Source organism: Pseudomonas sp. NPDC089554 (assembly GCF_050280645.1).
Lineage (GTDB): Bacteria > Pseudomonadota > Gammaproteobacteria > Pseudomonadales > Pseudomonadaceae > Aquipseudomonas.
Genome location: NZ_JBNNVR010000010.1, coordinates 70,138 through 89,729 on the forward strand (window position 1 = coordinate 70,138; position 19,592 = coordinate 89,729).

19 protein-coding genes are annotated in these 19,592 nt (G+C 64.5%); 15 read left to right on the forward strand and 4 right to left on the reverse strand.

What is annotated here, in order from left to right:
* Positions 1-13: 13 nt before the first annotated feature.
* Both ACQKPE_RS05325 and ACQKPE_RS05330 read right to left on the reverse strand, forming a co-directional pair.
* Positions 14-823, reverse strand: a complete 810-nt coding sequence (locus tag ACQKPE_RS05325; protein WP_427663845.1) for a rhodanese-like domain-containing protein — start codon at positions 821-823, stop codon at positions 14-16.
* Positions 824-868: 45 nt separating this feature from the next.
* Positions 869-2,404 (reverse strand): HDOD domain-containing protein, encoded by a 1,536-nt coding sequence (locus ACQKPE_RS05330; protein WP_427663846.1) that lies wholly within the window; start codon positions 2,402-2,404, stop codon positions 869-871.
* A gap of 131 nt (positions 2,405-2,535) precedes the next feature.
* On the opposite strand from ACQKPE_RS05330, the gene motA reads away from it, so the two are divergent.
* Complete coding sequence (gene motA / locus ACQKPE_RS05335) at positions 2,536-3,387, forward strand: flagellar motor stator protein MotA (protein WP_375098828.1); 852 nt, start codon at positions 2,536-2,538, stop codon at positions 3,385-3,387.
* A 3-nt stretch (positions 3,388-3,390) separates the two neighbouring features.
* A complete protein-coding gene (motB, locus tag ACQKPE_RS05340) occupies positions 3,391-4,407 on the forward strand; it encodes a flagellar motor protein MotB (protein WP_427663847.1) in 1,017 nt (338 codons plus the stop codon).
* 32 nt (positions 4,408-4,439) lie between these two features.
* Here the strand turns inward: motB and rsgA are convergent, their stop codons facing one another.
* Positions 4,440-5,471: a small ribosomal subunit biogenesis GTPase RsgA gene (rsgA, locus tag ACQKPE_RS05345; protein WP_427663848.1), complete on the reverse strand. Its 1,032-nt coding sequence runs from the start codon at positions 5,469-5,471 to the stop codon at positions 4,440-4,442.
* A 92-nt stretch (positions 5,472-5,563) separates the two neighbouring features.
* On the opposite strand from rsgA, the gene orn reads away from it, so the two are divergent.
* Both orn and ACQKPE_RS05355 read left to right on the forward strand, forming a co-directional pair.
* Positions 5,564-6,106: an oligoribonuclease gene (gene orn / locus ACQKPE_RS05350; protein WP_427663849.1), complete on the forward strand. Its 543-nt coding sequence runs from the start codon at positions 5,564-5,566 to the stop codon at positions 6,104-6,106.
* An 83-nt stretch (positions 6,107-6,189) separates the two neighbouring features.
* Positions 6,190-6,801 (forward strand): trimeric intracellular cation channel family protein, encoded by a 612-nt coding sequence (locus tag ACQKPE_RS05355; protein ID WP_427663851.1) that lies wholly within the window; start codon positions 6,190-6,192, stop codon positions 6,799-6,801.
* Positions 6,802-6,809: 8 nt separating this feature from the next.
* Here the strand turns inward: ACQKPE_RS05355 and queG are convergent, their stop codons facing one another.
* Positions 6,810-7,883, reverse strand: a complete 1,074-nt coding sequence (queG, locus tag ACQKPE_RS05360) for a tRNA epoxyqueuosine(34) reductase QueG (RefSeq protein ID WP_427663853.1) — start codon at positions 7,881-7,883, stop codon at positions 6,810-6,812.
* 65 nt (positions 7,884-7,948) lie between these two features.
* Here queG and ACQKPE_RS05365 point away from each other — a divergent pair, with 65 nt between their 5' ends.
* The 11 genes from ACQKPE_RS05365 to ACQKPE_RS05415 all read left to right on the forward strand — a co-directional run.
* Positions 7,949-8,809, forward strand: coding sequence for an NAD(P)H-hydrate dehydratase (locus tag ACQKPE_RS05365; RefSeq protein WP_427663855.1), 861 nt, complete (start codon positions 7,949-7,951; stop codon positions 8,807-8,809).
* Positions 8,797-9,258: a tRNA (adenosine(37)-N6)-threonylcarbamoyltransferase complex ATPase subunit type 1 TsaE gene (tsaE, locus tag ACQKPE_RS05370; protein ID WP_427663856.1), complete on the forward strand. Its 462-nt coding sequence runs from the start codon at positions 8,797-8,799 to the stop codon at positions 9,256-9,258. The genes ACQKPE_RS05365 and tsaE overlap by 13 nt, the downstream gene beginning before the upstream one ends.
* Positions 9,259-9,270: 12 nt before the next feature.
* Positions 9,271-10,710 carry an N-acetylmuramoyl-L-alanine amidase gene (locus tag ACQKPE_RS05375; protein ID WP_427663857.1) on the forward strand — a complete coding sequence of 480 codons (1,440 nt, stop codon included), beginning with the start codon at positions 9,271-9,273 and terminating at the stop codon, positions 10,708-10,710.
* On the forward strand, positions 10,707-12,602 hold the full coding sequence (gene mutL, locus ACQKPE_RS05380; protein ID WP_427663858.1) for a DNA mismatch repair endonuclease MutL: 1,896 nt from the start codon (positions 10,707-10,709) through the stop codon (positions 12,600-12,602). Before ACQKPE_RS05375 ends, mutL begins: the two co-directional genes overlap by 4 nt.
* 1 nt (position 12,603) lies before the next feature.
* Positions 12,604-13,575, forward strand: coding sequence for a tRNA (adenosine(37)-N6)-dimethylallyltransferase MiaA (miaA, locus tag ACQKPE_RS05385; protein ID WP_427663859.1), 972 nt, complete (start codon positions 12,604-12,606; stop codon positions 13,573-13,575).
* A gap of 94 nt (positions 13,576-13,669) precedes the next feature.
* Positions 13,670-13,927 carry an RNA chaperone Hfq gene (gene hfq / locus ACQKPE_RS05390; protein ID WP_427663860.1) on the forward strand — a complete coding sequence of 86 codons (258 nt, stop codon included), beginning with the start codon at positions 13,670-13,672 and terminating at the stop codon, positions 13,925-13,927.
* 14 nt (positions 13,928-13,941) lie between these two features.
* Positions 13,942-15,243 carry a ribosome rescue GTPase HflX gene (hflX, locus tag ACQKPE_RS05395; protein WP_427663861.1) on the forward strand — a complete coding sequence of 434 codons (1,302 nt, stop codon included), beginning with the start codon at positions 13,942-13,944 and terminating at the stop codon, positions 15,241-15,243.
* A 96-nt stretch (positions 15,244-15,339) separates the two neighbouring features.
* Entirely contained in the window at positions 15,340-16,533 is a 1,194-nt protein-coding gene (hflK, locus tag ACQKPE_RS05400; RefSeq protein WP_427663862.1) for an FtsH protease activity modulator HflK, read from the forward strand.
* Positions 16,533-17,402, forward strand: coding sequence for a protease modulator HflC (hflC, locus tag ACQKPE_RS05405; RefSeq protein WP_427663863.1), 870 nt, complete (start codon positions 16,533-16,535; stop codon positions 17,400-17,402). The genes hflK and hflC overlap by 1 nt, the downstream gene beginning before the upstream one ends.
* Positions 17,403-17,668: 266 nt before the next feature.
* The gene (locus ACQKPE_RS05410) at positions 17,669-18,856 is read left to right on the forward strand and encodes an ATP phosphoribosyltransferase regulatory subunit (protein WP_427663864.1); all 1,188 of its coding nucleotides are present in this window, start codon (positions 17,669-17,671) and stop codon (positions 18,854-18,856) included.
* Between the two features lie 57 nt (positions 18,857-18,913).
* Positions 18,914-19,592 (forward strand): adenylosuccinate synthetase (locus ACQKPE_RS05415; protein WP_427663865.1); only part of this gene is annotated, 679 nt, incomplete at its 3' end.

A 19,592-nucleotide genomic window follows, 5' to 3' on the forward strand; every position in this document is an offset into this window, starting at 1 on the left:
GGTTTCCTTGAATTCAGGCTTCTACAGGCGTGTCTGGGTGGTTGCCCCACTCGCCCCAGGAGCCGGCGTAGGCTTTGACGCGTGGGTAGCCGAGGTGCTTGGCCACCAGGTAGGTGAAGCCGGAGCGGTGGTGGCTCTGGCAGTGGGTGATCACTTCCTTGTCGGGGGTGATGCCCAGTTGCTGGAGTATGTCGCTGATGTCCTTGCGGATGCGCAGGTGGTCGTTGAGGTCCATGCCAGCGGTCCATTCGAAATTGACCGCACCGGGGATGTGCCCGCCCTTGGCTGCCAGGACTTTCTCGCCGCTGTACTCCAAAGGGCCGCGTGCGTCCCAGATCGCCAGGTCCGAGGCGCCCAGGCGGCTTTGCAGGTACTCGCGGGTGGCGGTGGGTTCGGCATGCACTTGCAAGCTTACCGGGCCGCCGACGTTGCTTGGCACTTCGGTGGACAGCTTGTCGGCCGGCCAGGCCTGGATACCGCCATTGAGGTAGTGGTACTTGCTGTGGCCGATGACGTCGAGCAGCCAGATGAAACGCCCGGCCCAGCCACCCCCTTCATCGTCATACACCACGTAGACCGCGTCGTTGCGATGGCCGAGCTCGCCGAACAGTTTTTCCAGGTCGGCACGTGCCGGCAGCAAGCCCGGCGCAGGGGGTTGGCCCAGTTGGGTACGCTTCGGGTCGACGAAGCGGGCGCCGGGAATGTGCCCGCTAACGTAGCGGTTGGCGCTGCTCAGGTCGACCAGGATCAGCGAGGGCGAGCCCAGGCGCGGCAGCAGGTCGGCGGCTTCGATCACCAGGGGCAAGCCGGAAAAATCAGTCATCCACGGTCTCCAGGGTGGAACGGAGGGGCGATTGTAGCGCAAGGCTCAGGCATTGCGGTTGGCGAAGGTAGCCAGGGCCCGCTCGATGCATTGGGCGGTCTTGGCGAAGCCCTGCACGCTGACGTCGGCCATGGGCCTGCCGTCCTGGTCGGCGATCGCCAGCATCAGCACTTGCTCGCCCACCGCCAGCGAGCGCATCAGCAGGTGTTCGCCGCTGAACAGCGTGCGCAGTGGCGCGGGCAGCAGGGCGGCAAACTGGGCGTGGTTTTCCGGGCTCAGGCGCAGTTGCCCGGTCTTGCTGACCAGGCGCTGCAAGAGTTTGCTTTCAGCCAGCGGCAGTACCAGGGCGGCGGCTTCACGTGGCACGCCGGCGGTCTGTTGCACGCGCAGGCAGTCCTGTTGGCGGTCGACCATCAACAGCATGATCCGGGTCAGGCCGCAGGCTTGAAGGGCCATACGCGCCTGGGTCGCCAGGTGCACCGCATTGGTGAACGGGCTGGGTTGGGCCAGCAGGTCGCCGCACAGTGTGCGCCAGCGCTCCAGGTCATGGGGCGGTGGCGGCGGCGGGGTGAGCATGTCGGGGTGCGGGCGGCGCTGGTCCCATGGCCAGATGAGCGCCTCGGCAGGGTGGAACAGGGCGTGGCGGGCGTGGTGGCGGGCACTGGCCGCAGCCTGTTGGTGAACCTGCTGCTGAACATCGTCCAGCGAGGTTTGCAGGTACAGCGCGGTGAGCAGTTGCCAGCGCAGCAGGTGCGGGTTGTCCCAGCCGACCTGCGCCGAGAGCGCCAGGCCGTTGGCCAGCAGCACGGTGTTGGGTGGCTGGTTGAACCAGCGGCGCAGGGCCGGCGCTTCATCCAGCAGGTGTTGCTGGGTGAAGGCATCCTGCTCACGGGCGATCAGCAGCGCCTGCGCCAATTGCTCGCGCTCTTCGAGTAGCAGGCGGTAGCCCTGGGTCACCCATCCGGGCAGGCGCCAGTGCTCGGCAACAACTTGGCACAAATGCATGATGCGCACGCCAAACAGCTCGTGCTCCACCTGCGCGGCTTCTTCGCCCTTGTGGATAACCCGCAGCTCCCAGGCATCGAGCAGCTTGGGGTAGGCCAGGGCCATGGCCCAGAGCGGCGAGAGGAACAGCAAACTGCCCCAGTGGATTTCCTGCCACAGGCGTGCCAGGCGGCTGGCGAACAGGCCGTTGGCCTGCTGCGTGGCATGTTGGCTGATCAACAGGAACTGGCGCAGCACCGGCGGGAAATCGTCACCGGGTATTACCGGCAGGCGCGCGAGCATTTCGGCGATGCGCGTCAGGCCCAGGCGATTGAGGGCCACTTCCAGGCTCTCGGCGGGTTGCGCCTGGCTGGCGTTGGCCGGGTGGTTGGCCTCGCGCATCACGCACAACACCAGCGACGGGCTATCCTGCATCAGCTCGGCGATGTCGCGCAGCGAGCTGCGGCTATCGCGGATGGCCGCCATGACGCTTTCGTAGCTTTCCTTGGGAACCGGTACGCGAACACCGTCGAGCAGCTTTACCCAGGCATCGAGGGAGGAAGGGATCTGAGCGGGTAGCTTGGTTTCAATTGGCATTTTGACATCAGTCCAAACTGGCTTTTCGCGATTTGTGGCTATAGTCTGGCGCAGTTCTGCCGATAAGTAGAAGAAGTGTTTAACAGCTTCCGCACACTGACCCCGACCACGACAGCAAGTGCTTTGAACCTATGGCTAAAATTATCGGCATCATCGTCGTATTCGCGAGCGTGCTCGGCGGATATGTGCTCTCCCACGGCAAGATCGCAGCACTGATCCAGCCATACGAAGTACTCATCATTGGCGGTGCAGCCTTCGGTGCATTCCTTCAGGCGAACCCTGGATACATGACCATGCATGTATTCAAAAAGTCGCTGAAGATGTTTGGCACCCGCTTCACGCACACCTTCTACCTGGAAGTGCTGGGCCTGATCTACGAGATCCTCAACAAGAGCCGCCGTGAAGGCATGATGGCCATCGAAGGGGATATCGAAGACCCGGCGGCCAGCCCGATCTTCGCCAAGTACCCTGCGGTGATTGGCGACGAGCGCATGACGGCGTTCGTCTGCGACTACCTGCGCATCATGTCCACCGGCAACATGGCGCCCCATGAGCTCGAAGGCCTGTTCGACATGGAACTGATGAGCCTGAAGGAAGAGCTCGAGCACCCCTCCCACGCCGTGACTGCCGTGTCCGACGCCCTGCCGGGCTTCGGTATCGTGGCGGCGGTACTGGGTATCGTGATCACCATGGCCTCGCTGGGCGAGGGCGACCAGAAGTCCATCGGCCTGCACGTCGGTGCCGCATTGGTGGGTACCTTCCTCGGTATTCTGGCCGCCTACGGCTTCTTCGGCCCGCTGTCCACCTCGCTGCGCCACGATGCCAAGGAAGAACTGAACGTCTACGAGGCGATCAAGGCCTCGCTGGTGGCCTCGGCGTCCGGCATGCCGCCGTCGCTGGCCGTGGAGTTCGGGCGCAAGGTGCTGTACCCGGCGCACCGCCCGAGCTTCGCCGAACTGGAACAAGCGGTTCGCGGTCGCTAAGCCATGGAGAACAATCAGCCCATCATCGTCAAGCGCGTCAAGCGCTATGGCGACGGCCACCACGGCGGCTCCTGGAAGATTGCCTTCGCCGACTTCGCCACGGCGATGATGGCGTTCTTCCTGGTGCTGTGGCTGCTGTCCACTGCCACGCCCGAGCAGAAGATCGCCATCGCCGGCTACTTCAAGGACCCGATCGGCTTCTCGGAAAGCGGTACGCCCTATGTCATCGACCTGGGCGGCTCGCCGCAGCTGGCGCCGGAAAAGACCATCAACCCGGAAGAAAAAACCGAGCCCACGCCTGACACCAGCATCCAGCTGGACAAGGACCGGATCGAGAACATGGCCGAGCAGGTCGAGCAGGAGCGCTTGAACCTGCTGCTGCAAGAGCTGCAGAACAAGGTCGAGGAGAACCCTGAGCTACAGAAGTTCAAGGACCAGATCCTGTTCGAGATTACCCAGGACGGCCTGCGTATCCAGATCATGGATGCCGAGAACCGGCCCATGTTCGACCTGGGCAGCGCGCGCCTGAAGCCGTACTTCGAAGACATCCTGCTGGCCATGGCCGACACCATCAAGGCGGTGCCGAACAAGATCAGCGTCAGTGGCCATACCGATGCCAAGCCTTACTCCGGCACCGGCGACTACGGCAACTGGGAGCTGTCGGCCAACCGCGCCAACGCCGCGCGCCGTGCGCTGGTCGCCGGTGGCTACCCGGATGCACAGGTGGCGCGGGTGGTGGGTTATGCCTCGTCGTCGCTGTTCGACCGCGAGAACCCGCTCAACCCGGTGAACCGGCGTATCGACATCGTCGTGCTGACCAAGAAGGCCCAGCGCGATATCGAAGGCGAGCAGGGTGCGCCCGATGCGCCGGCCAATCCGGCACCGCCTGGCGATGCCGCACCCGGCGCCTCGGCACCGCCCGCCGACGGGTCGCAGCCGATGCAGCCGCGTGAGTTGCGCCAGAAGCTGAACATCTTCGAAGAGGGCGTGTTGAAGATGGATGAGCCCAAGGAAAACTGAGAACCGAGGGGCCGCTATGCGGCCCTTCGCATTCAGTAGGTGTCTTGGGTCAGGCTCGCCACGATCGCGCGATAGCTGTGCATCCGCTGCGCCGACACCCGCCCTTCCTCCAGCGCCTTGAGCAGCGCACAACCCGGCTCGCGGTCATGCTTGCAGTCGCGAAAGCGACAGTTGCCGAGCAGGTCGCGGAATTCGACGAACCCCGCCTCCACATCATCGCGGCTGACATGCGCCAGGCCGAACTCGCGAATGCCCGGCGAGTCGATCAGGTCGCCGCCATTGGGGAAGTGGTACAGGCGTGCGGTGGTGGTGGTGTGGGTACCCTGGCCCGACCATTCCGACAGGTCGCCGACCCGGCTTTGCGCATCGGGCAGCAGGCTGTTGACCAGCGAGGACTTGCCCACGCCCGATTGTCCGACGAACACGCTGATGTGGCCATCGAGCGTCTGCTGCAAGCGTTGCATGCCATCGCCGTGGTGGGCGGACACTTCCAGCAGCGGGTAGCCGAGGTCGCGATACACCGCCAGCAGCGCGTTGAGCGTGTCGGCATTGGCGTCGTTGACCAGGTCGGCCTTGTTCAGCAGCAGCAAGGGGCGGATGCCCGCATGTTCGGCGGCTACCAGGTAGCGGTCGATCAGGTTGGCCTGGGGCTCGGGGGCCGGGGCGAAGACGATCACGATCAGGTCGACGTTGGCCGCCACCGGCTTCAGTTGCCCGTGGTTGTTCGGCCGACATAGCTCGGCGCTGCGCGGCATCTGCGCGACGATCACGCCATTGCCCTGGTTTCCGGCGCGCCATACCACGCGGTCGCCGGTCACTAGCGCTGGCAGGTTGGCGCGCAGATGGCAACGGAACACCTGGCCTGCGCTGTCGCCATCCTGCGCCTCGACCTCGACGGTCACGCCAAAGTGGGCGATCACCAGGCCCAATTGCTCGGGGCCCAGGTCGCCGCCTTCCAGTTCCTGCAAGGCATGCTGCTCACGTTTGGCGGCGCGGGCGGCGCGCTCGCCCTGGATCTTTTCGATGCGCCAGTTCTGGCGGCGGTTGAGCTGGCGTTTGGCCATGAAGGTTCCGTGTTGGCGGGGCAAAAGAAAACGGCAGGCAGTTTAGCATGCTCCACTAGGCTAATATGGCGGCCTATTCGAGGAGCCCCTACATGCAGAACCCACAGAACCTGATCTGGATCGACCTGGAAATGACCGGCCTGGACCCGGACAGCGACGTCATCATCGAGATGGCCACCATCGTCACCGACAGCGAGCTGAACACCCTGGCCGAGGGCCCGGTGATCGCCATCCACCACAGTGATGAAGTGCTGGCGCGCATGGACGAATGGAACACCCGCACCCACGGCGCTTCGGGCCTGACCCAGCGCGTGCGCGAAAGCCGCGTGAGCATGGCCGAGGCCGAGGCCCAGACCATCGCCTTCCTCGAGCAGTGGGTACCCAAGGGCAAGTCGCCGATCTGCGGCAACAGCATCTGCCAGGACCGGCGCTTCCTCTACCGCCACATGCCGGCGCTGGAAGGCTACTTCCACTACCGCAACCTGGACGTCTCGACCTTGAAGGAGCTGGCCGCGCGCTGGGCCCCGCAGGTGCGTGACAGCTTCCAGAAGGGCAACACCCACCTGGCCCTGGACGATATTCGCGAATCCATCGCCGAGCTGCGCCACTACCGCGAGCACTTCATCAAGGTGTAAATGCCGAGGGCGCCACGGCGCCCCCTTTTGGTGCGCGACCTTAATCGGTAGACTGCGCGCCTTTTCTCGCCTGGGCCCGCGCCATGCTGTTGATGCTCTACCTGATTGCCATTACTGCCGAAGCCATGACTGGCGCGTTGTCTGCGGGGCGTCGTGGCATGGACTGGTTCGGCGTGGTGCTGATAGCTTGCGTCACGGCATTGGGGGGCGGCTCGGTGCGCGACGTGCTGCTCGGGCACTACCCGCTGACCTGGGTCAAGCACCCGGAATACCTGGTGCTGACCAGCTTCGCGGCGCTGCTGACCATCTTCATCGCGCCGCTGATGCGCCACCTGCGCTCGCTGTTCCTGGTGCTCGATGCGCTAGGCCTGGTGGCCTTTACCCTGATTGGTTGCATGACCGCGCTGGAAATGGGGCAGGGCATGTTGGTGGCATCGATCAGCGGGGTCATCACCGGGGTGTTCGGCGGCATCCTGCGGGACATCTTCTGCAACGACATTCCCCTGGTATTCCGCCGCGAGCTCTATGCCAGCGTGTCGTTCGCGGCGGCCTGGTTCTACCTGGGCTGCGTGCACTTCAAGGTGCCGGCCGAGCAGGCCATGCTGCTGACCTTGTTCGGCGGGTTCCTGGTGCGGTTGTTGGCGATTCGTTTCCATTGGGAAATGCCCAAGTTCCACTACAACGACCAGCAGTAGGCGGGCGGCTACCTAAGGCCATTCGCCGCGTGCTGCGCTAGCGCCCATTCGACATGCTCCCTGACCAGCTCCGACGGGTGCTCGCGCCGCGCTTTCAGCGCCTCCAGCACCGGTATGGTCGACGGCGCATTACCCAACCCCACCGCCAGGTTGCGCAGCCAGCGCTCGTAACCTGCACGCCGTAGCGGCGAGCCCTCGGTGTGGGCCAGGAAGGTCTTCTCGTCCCACAGGAACAAAGTGGCCAGCTCGGCGTTGTCCAGCCCATGGCGCGGCTTGAATTCGTTTTCGTCGGTGGGCTTGGCGAAGCGGTTCCAGGGGCAGACGATCTGGCAGTCGTCGCAGCCGAACACGCGGTTGCCGATCATCGAGCGCAGCTCCACCGGAATGGCGTGCTTGAGCTCGATGGTGAGGTAGGAAATGCAGCGTCGCGCGTCGAGTTGGTAAGGGCCGACGAAGGCCTGGGTCGGGCAGATGTCCAGGCAAGCCTGGCAGCGCCCGCAGTGTTCGCTGCCCTGGGCGCCGTCCACCGGCAGGGGCAGGTCGACGAACAGCTCGGCGAGGAAGAAATAGCTGCCCGCCTTGCGGTTGAGCAGCAGGGTGTTCTTGCCGATCCAGCCCAGCCCGGCCTGTTCGGCGAGGGCCTTTTCAAGCACCGGTGCGCTGTCGACGAAGGCGCGGTAGCCGAATGGGCCGATGGCTTCCTGGATACGGTCGGCCAGGTGCTGTACGCGTTTTCTCACCAGCTTGTGGTAGTCGCGGCCCAGGGCGTAGCGCGAGACGTAGGCTTTTTCCGGCTGGGCCAGGCGTTGCGCCATCAGCGTGTCGCCGGGCAGGTAGTCCATGCGCATGGACACCACCCGCAAAGTACCGGGAATCAACTCGGCAGGGCGTGAACGTTTCGTGCCATGTGCTGCCAGATACTCCATCTCGCCCTGGTAGCCGGCTTCGAGCCAGCGTTGCAGGTGCTGTTCGTGCTCGCCAAGCTCGATATCGGCGATGCCCACATGGGCAAAACCGAGGTCCTGGCCCCAATTCTTGATCGATTGGGCCAACGCGGCGAGGTCGGGGGGCGATACAGGCATGGATGGGCAAGGCAATACAGGCTCAGGTGCGTATAATTCTGCCAGACATTGGAGCCTTTGACCCCATGCCTCGGACCAAACACCCCGACAACGCCCCGGAATTGCTCAGTAGTGTGAGCGTTGCCCGCTTGCCCTCGCGCCCGCTGGACAGCCACAAAGGGGATTTTGGCCATGTGCTGGTGGTCGGTGGCGACCTGGGCACTGGCGGCGCCGTGTTGCTCAGTGCCGAGGCGGCGTTGCGCTGTGGTGCCGGCCTGGTTAGTGTCGCGACGCGCCCGGAGCACGTGTCGGCAAGCCTTTCGCGCTTGCCCGAGGTGATGTGCCTGGGCGTAAGTTCGGCCAACCAATTGATGGCCGTGCTCGAGCGTGCATCCGTGCTGGTGGTGGGGCCGGGGCTTGGCCAGGCGGCCTGGGGGCGCAGCTTGTTGTCGGCGGTTGCCAATGCCCAACAGGCCCAGGTGTGGGACGCCGATGCACTGAACCTGTTGGCCCAGGCCCCCCTGGCGCTGCCCAGCGCCAGCATCCTCACCCCACATCCGGGGGAGGCGGCGCGCCTGCTCGGGGTTGGCACCGAGGCGGTACAGGCAGATCGGCCCGGTGCGGCGCGTAAACTGGCGCGTCGACATGACAGTATCTGCGTGCTGAAAGGTGCAGGCACCTTGGTCGCTGCCCCGGACGGGCGCTTGGCGCTGTGTGCACGCGGGCATCCGGCCATGGCCGGCGCGGGCCTTGGCGATGTGCTCACCGGGGTGCTGGCAGCCTTGCTGGCCCAGGGGCTCGATGCCTGGCAGGCCGCGTGCCTGGGGGTGTGGTTGCACGCCTGTGCCGGCGAGCGGTTGGGAATAAAAGGTAGAGGGTTGGCCGCCAGTGACCTGGTGCCGACCATTCGTGAGTTGTTGGAGGAGCATTCAGCGTGTCAGGCATAACCCTGTTTCTGGCCGACGAGCCAGCCACCGTCGCGTTCGGCGCGCGGCTGGCCGAGGTGACCGGCGGCCATGGCGTGATCTTTCTCGAGGGCGACCTGGGCGCCGGCAAGACCACGCTGTCCCGCGGCTTGATCCGCGGTCTGGGCCATACCGGCCCGGTGAAAAGCCCGACATTTACCGTGGTGGAACCCTACGAAATCGGCGAAATACGCGCCTTCCATTTCGACCTGTACCGCCTGGTCGACCCGGAAGAGCTGGAGTTCATGGGCATTCGCGACTACTTCGAGGGCGACCCGCTGTGCCTGTTCGAATGGCCAGGCAAGGGCGCGGGCGTTTTGCCAAAGCCTGACCTGACCATTACCATAAGCCCCCAGGCGGGCGGCCGCTCGCTGAACCTGTCGCCGCAGGGGGCTCGCGGCGAAGCCTGGTGTGCCGCTCTGGCTGCCTAACACAAACAGTAAGTGGGGAATGGTATGCGCATACGCGCACTGGTCGCCGTCGTTGGGCTGCTGCTGACCGCGGTGACCGTCGACGCGCTGGCCGTCACACAAGTCAAGAGCATGCGTCTGTGGCGCGCCCCGGACAACACGCGGCTGGTCTTCGACCTCTCGGGCCCGGTGCAGCACAGTGTCTTCACCCTGAGCGCACCGGATCGCCTGGTCATCGACATCAATGGCGCCACCTTGGCCGCGCCGCTGAACGTCGCCACCTCGAACACCCCGATCACCAGCGTACGCTCGGCCCAGCGCACGCCCAGCGACCTGCGCGTGGTGATCGACCTGAACAAATCCGTCACGCCCAAGAGCTTCACCCTGGCGCCCAATGCCCAGTACGGCAACCGCCTGGTGGTCGACCTGTACGACCAGGAAGCCGACGCCGTCGCCGCCAGCAACCCGGCTCCGGCCCCGGTGCCTGTGCCGGCCACCACCCCGGCGGTACCGGTGACCCCGGCGCAGCCGGCTATCAAGCTGCCACCGGCGCCCAGCGGCAAGCGCGACATCGTGATCGCCATCGACGCCGGCCACGGCGGTGAAGACCCAGGTGCCTCTGGTTCGCGTGGCCAGCACGAGAAGAACATCGTCCTCGATATCTCCCGTGAACTGCAGCGCCAGATCAACGCCGAGAAGGGCTACCGCGCCGAGCTCACGCGTACGGGCGATTACTTCATCCCGCTGCGCAAGCGCACCGAGATCGCCCGCAAGAAGGGCGCCGACCTGTTCATCTCCATTCACGCCGACGCCGCGCCATCCAAGGCCGCGTTCGGGGCCTCGGTGTTCGCCTTGTCCGACCGCGGCGCGACCTCCGAGACCGCGCGCTGGCTGGCCGACAGCGAAAACCGCTCCGACCTGATCGGCGGTGCCGGCAACGTCAGCCTCGACGACAAGGACCGCATGCTCGCCGGGGTGCTGCTCGACCTGTCGATGACCGCCACCCTGAGCTCCAGCCTGAACGTGGGGCAGAAGGTGCTGGGCAACATGGGCCGCATCACCTCGCTGCACAAGCGGCGTGTCGAACAGGCGGGCTTCATGGTGCTGAAGTCGCCGGACATCCCGTCGATCCTAGTGGAAACCGGCTTCATCTCCAACGCCAACGAAGCCGCCAAGCTAGCGACCAAGAGCCACCAGCAGGCGCTGGCGCGTTCGATCCACACCGGTGTACGGCAGTTCTTCCAGCAGAACCCGCCGCCTGGCACCTACATTGCCTGGCTGCGCGACACCGGCAAGATCGCCCAGGGGCCGCGTGAGCACACCGTGCGCCCTGGCGAAACCCTGGCGATGATCGCCGTGCGCTACCAGGTCAGCGTTGCTAGTGTGCGCAGCGCCAACAGCCTGAAGACAGATGAGCTGAAGGTCGGTCAGCAGCTGGATATTCCCGGTACCACCTTGGCGTCCCAGCAATGAGTGGTGGTTCGCGCATCCAGCTGCTGAGCCCGCGGCTGGCGAACCAGATCGCCGCTGGCGAGGTGGTCGAGCGGCCCGCCTCGGTGGCCAAGGAGTTGCTGGAGAACAGCCTGGACTCCGGTGCTCGGCGCATCGACGTCGAGGTCGAGCAGGGCGGCGTCAAACTGCTGCGCGGGCGCGACGACGGCAGCGGCATCGCTGCCGACGACCTGCCGCTGGCCCTGGAACGCCATGCCACCAGCAAGATTCGCGAGCTGGAAGACCTTGAAGGCGTGTTGAGCCTGGGCTTTCGCGGTGAGGCGCTGGCCTCCATCAGCTCGGTCGCGCGTCTGACCCTCACCTCGCGAACCGCCAGCGCCAGCGAGGCCTGGCAGGTCGAGACCGAGGGGCGCGACATGTCTGCGCGGGTACAGCCCGCCGCGCACCCGGTTGGCACCTCGGTGGAAGTGCGTGACCTGTTCTTCAATACCCCGGCCCGGCGCAAGTTCCTCAAGGCCGAGAAGACCGAATTCGATCACCTTCACGAAGTCATTCGCCGCCTGGCGCTGGCGCGCTTCGACGTGGGCTTCCACCTGCGGCATAACGGCAAGAGCATCCTCAGCCTGCACGAGGCCGCGGATGAAATGGCCCGCGCGCGACGCGTCGGCGCGATCTGCGGGTCGGGGTTCCTGGAGCAGGCGCTGCCCATCGATGTCGAGCGCAACGGCCTGCGGTTGTGGGGCTGGGTAGGCTTGCCGACCTTCTCGCGCAGCCAGGCGGACCTTCAGTACTTCTTCGTCAATGGCCGCGCGGTGCGCGACAAGCTGGTCGCCCATGCGGTGCGCCAGGCGTATCGCGACGTACTGTTCAATGGTCGGCACCCGACCTTCGTGCTGTTCCTGGAGCTCGAGCCCAACGGCGTCGACGTCAACGTGCACCCGACCAAGCATGAAGTGCGCTTTCGCGAAGGGCGCATGGTGCATGACTTCCTGTACGGCACCTTGCACCGTGCGCTGGCCGATGTGCGCCCGGAAGACCAGCTGGCGGCACCTGCGGCTGCCGCCGATATCGTCCGCCCGAGCGGGCTGCAGGCGGGCGAGTTCGGCCCCCAAGGTGAGATGCGCCTGGCGTCGCCGGTGCTCGAACAGCCCCAGGCTGAACAACGCCCGTCCTACTCGTCCGCCGGTGCCGGCTACCAATACCAGTACAGCCCGCGTCCGGCTCAGCCGGTGGCCACTGCCGAGGCCCAGGCGGTCTACCGCGAGTTCTTCGCGCCGCTCGAAAATGGCGCCCAGGCACCTGCAATGTTGCCCGAGGCGCAGGGCGACGTACCCCCGCTGGGCTATGCCCTGGCCCAGCTCAAGGGCATCTATATCCTCGCCGAGAACGCGGTGGGCCTGGTGCTGGTGGACATGCACGCCGCCCACGAGCGCATCATGTACGAACGCCTGAAGGTCGCCATGGCCAGCGAGGGCTTGAGCGGCCAGCCATTGCTGGTACCGGAGTCGCTCGCGATGAGCCAGCGTGAGGCCGATTGCGCCGAAGAGCATGCGCAATGGTTCCAGCGCCTGGGCTTCGAGTTGCAGCGCTTGGGCCCGGAAACCCTGGCCATTCGCCAGATCCCGGCCCTGCTCAAGCAGGCCGAGGCCAACCGCCTGGTGCAGGATGTACTGGCCGACTTGATGGAATACGGCACCAGCGATCGCATCCAGGCGCACCTCAACGAACTGCTCGGCACCATGGCCTGCCATGGTGCGGTGCGGGCCAACCGGCGCCTGGCCATTCCCGAGATGAACGCTCTGCTGCGCGACATGGAGAACACCGAGCGCAGCGGCCAGTGCAACCATGGTCGCCCTACCTGGACTCAGCTCGGGCTGGACGATCTGGACAAACTCTTCATGCGCGGTCGATGACATGAGTGGCAAGCCCCCCGCGATATTCCTCATGGGCCCGACGGCAGCTGGCAAGACCGACCTGGCTATCGAGCTCACCAAGGCCTTGCCGTGCGAACTGGTGAGCGTCGACTCGGCGCTGGTCTACCGCGATATGGACATCGGCACCGCCAAGCCTTCCAGGGAAACCCTGGCGGCCTATCCCCATCGCCTGGTCGATATCCTCGACCCCGCGCAGAGCTATTCGGCTGCGCAGTTTTGCAGCGATGCGCTTGAGGCGATGGCCGAGATCACCGCGCGGGGCAAGATCCCGCTGCTGGTAGGCGGCACCATGCTCTATTACAAGGCGCTGATCGACGGGCTGGCCGACATGCCGCCTGCGGATGCCAGTGTGCGCGCAGCGCTGGAGGCCCAGGCCCGTGAGCTGGGGCTGGCCGAATTGCATCGCCAGCTGGCTGAAGTAGACCCGGAGTCGGCGTCGCGCATCCACCCCAACGACCCGCAACGTTTGATCAGGGCGCTGGAGGTTTACCAGGTCAGTGGGCAGAGCATGACAGCCCATCGCCAGCGACAATTGGCCGAAAGTCGCGATTCAGACACAGGCGCGAGTGGGCATTTGCCCTATACTGTCGCGAGTTTGGCGATTGCTCCTACAGATCGTCACATTTTGCATGATCGAATTGCGTTACGATTTTCACAGATGTTGGAACAGGGCTTCGTCGACGAGGTCCGAAAGCTGCGCGCCAGAAGTGACTTGCACGCGGGGCTGCCGTCTATACGGGCAGTGGGGTATCGACAGGTCTGGGACTATCTGGATGGCAAGCTGACCGCAGACGCCATGCGCGAACGCGGTATCATCGCGACACGCCAGCTGGCCAAACGGCAGTTCACCTGGTTGCGCGGTTGGTCCGGCGTGCACTGGCTCGACAGCCTGGCCTGCGACAATCTGTCCCGCACCTTGAAATACCTTGGGGCCATCTCCATATTGAGCTGAGTCCCTGCATTTGCCGTCTATCCTTGCGGGTGGGCGGCGAACTTATTCGTTTTTTATTGCTTTTCTACTATTGATCCTTACAGGAGTGCGGCATATGTCAAAAGGGCATTCGCTACAAGACCCTTACTTGAACGTTTTGAGAAAAGAGAGAGTTCCGGTTTCCATCTATCTGGTCAACGGGATCAAGCTGCAGGGCCAAATCGAGTCGTTCGACCAGTTCGTCGTTTTGCTGAAGAACACCGTCAGCCAGATGGTCTACAAGCACGCGATTTCGACCGTGGTGCCTGCGCGTCCGGTTCAGTTGCCCAAGAGCGAGTCCGATCACGGCGACAGCGAGCCAGGCAACGCCTGAGTTAGGAGCCCGCATTGTTCTTTGAGCGCCACGGTGGTGGTGAGCGGGCCTTGCTCGTTCACTTGGAAGGTCAGAACCCTGAGGCGCGCGAAGACCCGCAGGAGTTTCAGGAGCTGGCACTGTCGGCAGGAGCGGACATCGTCTACCTGGCTACAGTTGCACGGCACCAGCCTACGGCCAAGTTCCTTATCGGCAGCGGCAAGGTCGAGGAACTGCGTGATCTGGTCAAGGCTGAAGAAGCCGACCTGGTGATCTTCAATCACACCCTCACCCCCAGCCAGGAGCGCAACCTCGAGCGCGTCTTCGAGTGTCGTGTGCTCGATCGCACTGGCCTGATCCTCGATATCTTCGCCCAGCGGGCGCGTACCCATGAAGGCAAGCTGCAGGTCGAGCTGGCCCAGCTTGAGCACATGAGCACGCGGCTGGTGCGGGGCTGGACCCACCTTGAGCGACAGAAGGGCGGTATCGGCCTGCGTGGTCCGGGTGAAACCCAGCTGGAAACCGACCGCCGCCTGTTGCGGGTACGCCTGCGGCAGATCAAGGCGCGCCTGGAAAAGGTGCGCAGCCAGCGTGAACAGGCCCGTCGTGGCCGCAAGCGCGCGGACATCCCGTCGGTGTCGCTGGTGGGTTACACCAACGCCGGCAAGTCCACCCTGTTCAATGCCCTGACCCACGCCGAGGTGTATGCCGCCGACCAGCTGTTCGCCACCCTCGACCCGACCCTGCGCCGGCTCGAGCTGGCCGACCTGGGGCCGATCGTGCTGGCCGATACCGTGGGTTTCATCCGTCATCTGCCGCACAAGCTGGTCGAGGCTTTTCGAGCTACGCTCGAGGAGTCGAGCAACTCCGACCTGCTGCTGCACGTGATTGATGCCCACGAGCCTGAACGCATGGAGCAGATCGAACAGGTGCTGGCAGTTCTCGGCGAGATCGGTGCCGAAGGCTTGCCGATCCTCGAGGTCTATAACAAACTCGACCTGCTCGAAGATGTCGAGCCGCAGATTCAGCGCGATGCCGATGGCAAGCCGCAGCGGGTCTGGGTATCGGCACGTGATGGACGTGGCCTGGAGTTGGTCGGCCAGGCGGTTGCCGAGTTGCTGGGGGATGACCTGTTTGTCGGAACCCTGCGCCTTGAACAACGGTTCGCCCGCCTGCGCGCGCAATTCTTCGCGCTCGGTGCGGTGCAAGGTGAAGAGCATGATGAGCAAGGCAGCAGCCTTTTGAGCCTGCGCCTGCCCCAGGTCGAGTTGAATCGCCTGGTCAGTCGCGAAGGGTTCGAGCCGCAGGCGTTCATTGAGCAACACACTTTGCAATAAATGCTCGGAGAGGTCGCCGGGCGACCGTGACAGGCATTCTGTAGCATTGGACGGCGCGCCGTGGGCGCGTCTTTGCTTTATCAGATGGAGAGCGCTATGGCTTGGAACGAGCCGGGTGGCAACTCGAACAATCAGGATCCCTGGGGCGGCCGTCGTGGCGGCGGCAACGGGGGTGGCGGTGGCGACAAGAAAGGGCCACCGGATCTCGACGAGGCCTTCCGCAAGCTGCAGGACAGCCTGAACGGCATGTTCGGCAGTGGCAAGAAACGCGGTGGTGGCGGTGGTGACCGCAACATCGGCAAGGGGGCTGGCTTCGGCCTGCTGGGCATCGGCCTGGCAGTTCTCGCGGCTATCTGGCTGTACAGCGCCGTGTACGTGGTGGACGAGCAGGAGCAAGCCGTGGTGCTGCGCTTCGGCAAGTACTACGAGACCGTCGGCCCGGGCCTGAACATCTACTTCCCGCCGATCGACCGCAAGTACATGGAAAACGTCACGCGTGAGCGTGCGTACACCAAGCAGGGCCAGATGCTCACCGAGGACGAGAACATCGTCGAGGTGCCGCTGACCGTGCAGTACAGGATCAGCAACCTGCAGGACTTCGTGCTCAACGTCGACCAGCCGGAAGTCAGCCTGCAGCACGCCACCGACAGCGCCCTGCGCCACGTCGTGGGCTCCACCTCCATGGACCAGGTGCTGACCGAAGGCCGTGAGCAGATGGCCGTGGATATCCGCGAGCGCCTGCAACGCTTCCTCGACACCTACCGTACCGGTATCACCGTTACCCAGGTGAACGTACAGAGCGCGGCAGCCCCGCGTGAAGTGCAGGAAGCCTTCGACGACGTGATCCGTGCCCGTGAAGACGAGCAGCGTGCGCGCAACCAGGCCGAGTCCTACGCCAATGGCGTGGTGCCAGAAGCCCGTGGTCAGGCGCAGCGTATCATCGAGGATGCCAACGGCTACCGCGATGAAGTGATCGCCCGCGCCAAGGGTGAAGCCGACCGCTTCACCAAGCTGGTTGCCGAGTACCGCAAGGCACCTGACGTCACCCGTCAGCGCCTGTACCTGGAGACCATGCAGGAGGTCTACAGCAATACCAGCAAGGTCATGGTGGCCACCAAGGATGGGCAGAACAACCTGCTCTACCTGCCACTGGACAAGATGGTCGAAGGCAGCCGCAATACCGCAGCCTCGGGCAGCAGCGTGTCGCCGTCGGTCAACGACGCCGCCGCTCGTGCGGTCCAGGACCTGCAACCGCAACAACAGCCGCTGCGTTCTAGGGAGAGCCGCTGATGAGCAATAAATCGCTGATCGCCCTGATCGCCGCTGTGGTGCTGGCCGTCGTGGCCTTCAACTGCTTCTACATCGTTGCCCAGACCGAACGTGCGGTGTTGCTGCAATTCGGCCGTGTGGTCCAGGCGGATGTCCAGCCAGGCCTGCATGTGAAGGTTCCCTACGTCAACCAGGTGCGCAAGTTCGACGCCCGCCTGATGACCTTGGACGCCCCGACCCAGCGCTTCCTGACCCTCGAGAAGAAAGCGGTGATGGTCGATGCCTACGCCAAGTGGCGAGTGAAGGACGCCGAGCGCTTCTATACCGCAACCTCGGGTATGAAGCAGATCGCCGACGAGCGTCTGTCCCGTCGTCTGGAAAGCGGCCTGCGTGACCAGTTCGGTAAACGCACCCTGCACGAAGTGGTTTCCGGCGAGCGTGACGCGCTGATGGCGGACATCACTGCATCGCTGAACCGCATGGCGACTGCCGAGCTGGGTATCGAAGTCATCGACGTACGCGTCAAGGCCATCGACCTGCCGAAGGAAGTCAACCGCAGCGTGTTCGACCGTATGAGCACCGAGCGTGAGCGTGAGGCCCGCGAGCACCGCGCCAAGGGTAACGAGCTTGCCGAAGGTATCCGTGCCGATGCCGACCGCCAGCGCCGTGTACTGCTGGCCGAAGCCTATCGCGAAGCTGAGGAAACCCGCGGTGATGGTGATGCCGAGGCAGCCTCCATCTACGCCAAGGCCTACGGTATGGATGCTGACTTCTTCACGTTCTACCGCAGCCTGCAGGCGTACCGCGAAAGCTTCGCCAGCAAGAGCGACGTGCTGGTCCTGGATCCGAAGAACGAGTTCTTCCGCTTCCTCGACAAGAGCAGGCCGTAACAGGAAATACCCTCGCCGGGCAGCTAAAGTGTCCGGCGGGGTGCATCCCGAACGAAAACGGGTGTATGATGAGTCAGCCGGGAAATTCCCGGCTTTTTTGCGTCTGCAAGGTTGATTCGTATACCAGAACCGCAGCGCAACGTAATTCGAGGGTGTTGGCACGGCGGTGGCGCTGGGATGAGTGCTGCCTGTTGTTGTGTGCCAATGCCTGCTTCACAGACGGCTCGCCCCAGGCAGGCCGCCCGGACCAGAGGGGAAAAGGCTTAATGGCAACGGTAGACCGCTGGCTTCTGCCAGATGGCATCGAGGAAGTACTGCCACCTGAAGCGGCGCGTATCGAGATCGCGCGGCGCCAGGTGTTGGACCTGTTCCAGAGTTGGGGTTACGAACTGGTCGTCACCCCGCATATCGAGTACCTGGAATCGTTGCTGACCGGCGCGGGCCAGGACCTGGACCAGCGCACCTTCAAGGTCGTCGACCCGCAGTCTGGCCGCCTGATGGGCTTCCGTGCCGACTTCACCCCGCAGGTGGCGCGCATCGACGCCCACACCCTGCGCCGCGAAGGCCCGAGCCGCCTGTGCTATGCCGGTAGCGTGTTGCATGCCCAGCCGCGTGCCTTGTCCAACTCGCGCAGCCCGATTCAGTTGGGTGCCGAGCTGTATGGCGATGCCAGCCCCACCAGCGATGTCGAAGTCATCAGCCTGATGCTCGCCACCCTGCAACTGACCGACGTTGCAGATGTGCACATGGACCTCGGCCATGTCGGTATCTACCGCGGCCTGGCGCGCGCCGCCGGGCTTTCCGGCGACGTCGAGCAGCAGCTGTTCGATGCCTTGCAGCGCAAGGCCAGCGATGAAGTCCAGGCGCTGACCGCCGACTTGCCGAAGGACCTGGGCAACATGCTGCGTGCCCTGGTCGAGCTGTGCGGTGGTCGCGAAGTGCTGAACGAAGCCCGCGTACGCCTGGGTCGTGCACCGGCTAGCGTGCTGGCGGCACTGGACGACCTGCTGGCGATCGCCGATCGCCTGGCGGCGCGCTACCCGGACCTGCCGCTGTATTTCGACCTGGGCGAACTGCGTGGCTACCACTACCACACCGGTGTGGTGTTCGCCGTGTTCGTGCCAGGCGTCGGCCAGTCGATCGCCCAGGGCGGTCGCTACGATGACATCGGTGCCGACTTTGGCCGGGCGCGCCCGGCTACCGGTTTCTCCACGGATTTGAAGACCCTGGTCACACTGGGGCGAGCGGAGGTTGTGTTGCCCGCTGGCGGGATCTGGACGCCCGACAGCAGCGATGCAGCCCTGTGGCAGCTGGTCTGCCAGTTGCGCAACGAGGGCCAGCGTGTGGTCCAGGCTCTGCCTGGCCAGCCGCTGAGTGCTGCCCGCGAGGCGGATTGTGATCGTCAATTGATTCAGCAGGACGGGCGCTGGCAGGTTCTGCCGCTGACCCAATGAGATTTTCTCGTCGGCGTATGGCCGGCAACCAAGTTTGCGTGAATGAGGACAAGTGTTATGGGTAAGAATGTCGTCGTCCTGGGCACCCAGTGGGGTGATGAGGGCAAGGGCAAGATCGTCGATCTGCTGACCGAACATGCTGCCGCCGTAGTGCGTTACCAGGGTGGCCACAACGCAGGTCACACCTTGGTGATCAACGGTGAGAAGACCGTTCTGCACCTGATTCCATCGGGCATCCTGCGTGAAGGCGTACAGTGCCTGATCGGCAACGGCGTGGTCGTTGCACCGGACGCCTTGATGCGCGAAATCACCAAGCTGGAAGAGAAGGGCGTACCGGTGCGCGAGCGCTTGCGCATCAGCCCGGCCGCGCCGCTGATCCTCGCCTACCACGTGGCCCTGGACCAGGCCCGTGAAAAGGCCCGTGGCGAAGCCAAGATCGGCACCACCGGCCGTGGCATCGGCCCCGCCTACGAAGACAAGGTCGCGCGCCGCGGCCTGCGCGTGGGCGACCTGTTCCACCGCGAGCGTTTCGCCGCCAAGCTCGGCGAGCTGCTGGACTACCACAACTTCCAGCTGGTGAATTACTACAAAGAGCCGGCCATCGACTTCCAGCAGACCCTCGACGAGTGCATGGCCTACGCCGAGCAGCTTCTGGCGGGTTTCGTCGACCTTCGCCGAACCGCCCTCGACCTTGCCCAGGGCGCTGTCGTGGGCGGCCTTAAGGTCCTTGACGATG

Excerpts from the sequence above, each read along its gene's own strand:
- ACQKPE_RS05325 (WP_427663845.1), bottom strand. The coding sequence starts at position 823 with ATGACTGATTTTTCCGGCTTGCCCCTGGTGATCGAAGCCGCCGACCTG.
- ACQKPE_RS05330 (WP_427663846.1), bottom strand. The coding sequence starts at position 2,404 with ATGCCAATTGAAACCAAGCTACCCGCTCAGATCCCTTCCTCCCTCGAT.
- motA (WP_375098828.1), top strand. The coding sequence starts at position 2,536 with ATGGCTAAAATTATCGGCATCATCGTCGTATTCGCGAGCGTGCTCGGC.
- motB (WP_427663847.1), top strand. The coding sequence starts at position 3,391 with ATGGAGAACAATCAGCCCATCATCGTCAAGCGCGTCAAGCGCTATGGC.
- rsgA (WP_427663848.1), bottom strand. The coding sequence starts at position 5,471 with ATGGCCAAACGCCAGCTCAACCGCCGCCAGAACTGGCGCATCGAAAAG.
- orn (WP_427663849.1), top strand. The coding sequence starts at position 5,564 with ATGCAGAACCCACAGAACCTGATCTGGATCGACCTGGAAATGACCGGC.
- ACQKPE_RS05355 (WP_427663851.1), top strand. The coding sequence starts at position 6,190 with ATGCTGTTGATGCTCTACCTGATTGCCATTACTGCCGAAGCCATGACT.
- queG (WP_427663853.1), bottom strand. The coding sequence starts at position 7,883 with ATGCCTGTATCGCCCCCCGACCTCGCCGCGTTGGCCCAATCGATCAAG.
- ACQKPE_RS05365 (WP_427663855.1), top strand. The coding sequence starts at position 7,949 with ATGCCTCGGACCAAACACCCCGACAACGCCCCGGAATTGCTCAGTAGT.
- mutL (WP_427663858.1), top strand. The coding sequence starts at position 10,707 with ATGAGTGGTGGTTCGCGCATCCAGCTGCTGAGCCCGCGGCTGGCGAAC.
- miaA (WP_427663859.1), top strand. The coding sequence starts at position 12,604 with ATGAGTGGCAAGCCCCCCGCGATATTCCTCATGGGCCCGACGGCAGCT.
- hfq (WP_427663860.1), top strand. The coding sequence starts at position 13,670 with ATGTCAAAAGGGCATTCGCTACAAGACCCTTACTTGAACGTTTTGAGA.
- hflK (WP_427663862.1), top strand. The coding sequence starts at position 15,340 with ATGGCTTGGAACGAGCCGGGTGGCAACTCGAACAATCAGGATCCCTGG.
- hflC (WP_427663863.1), top strand. The coding sequence starts at position 16,533 with ATGAGCAATAAATCGCTGATCGCCCTGATCGCCGCTGTGGTGCTGGCC.
- ACQKPE_RS05410 (WP_427663864.1), top strand. The coding sequence starts at position 17,669 with ATGGCAACGGTAGACCGCTGGCTTCTGCCAGATGGCATCGAGGAAGTA.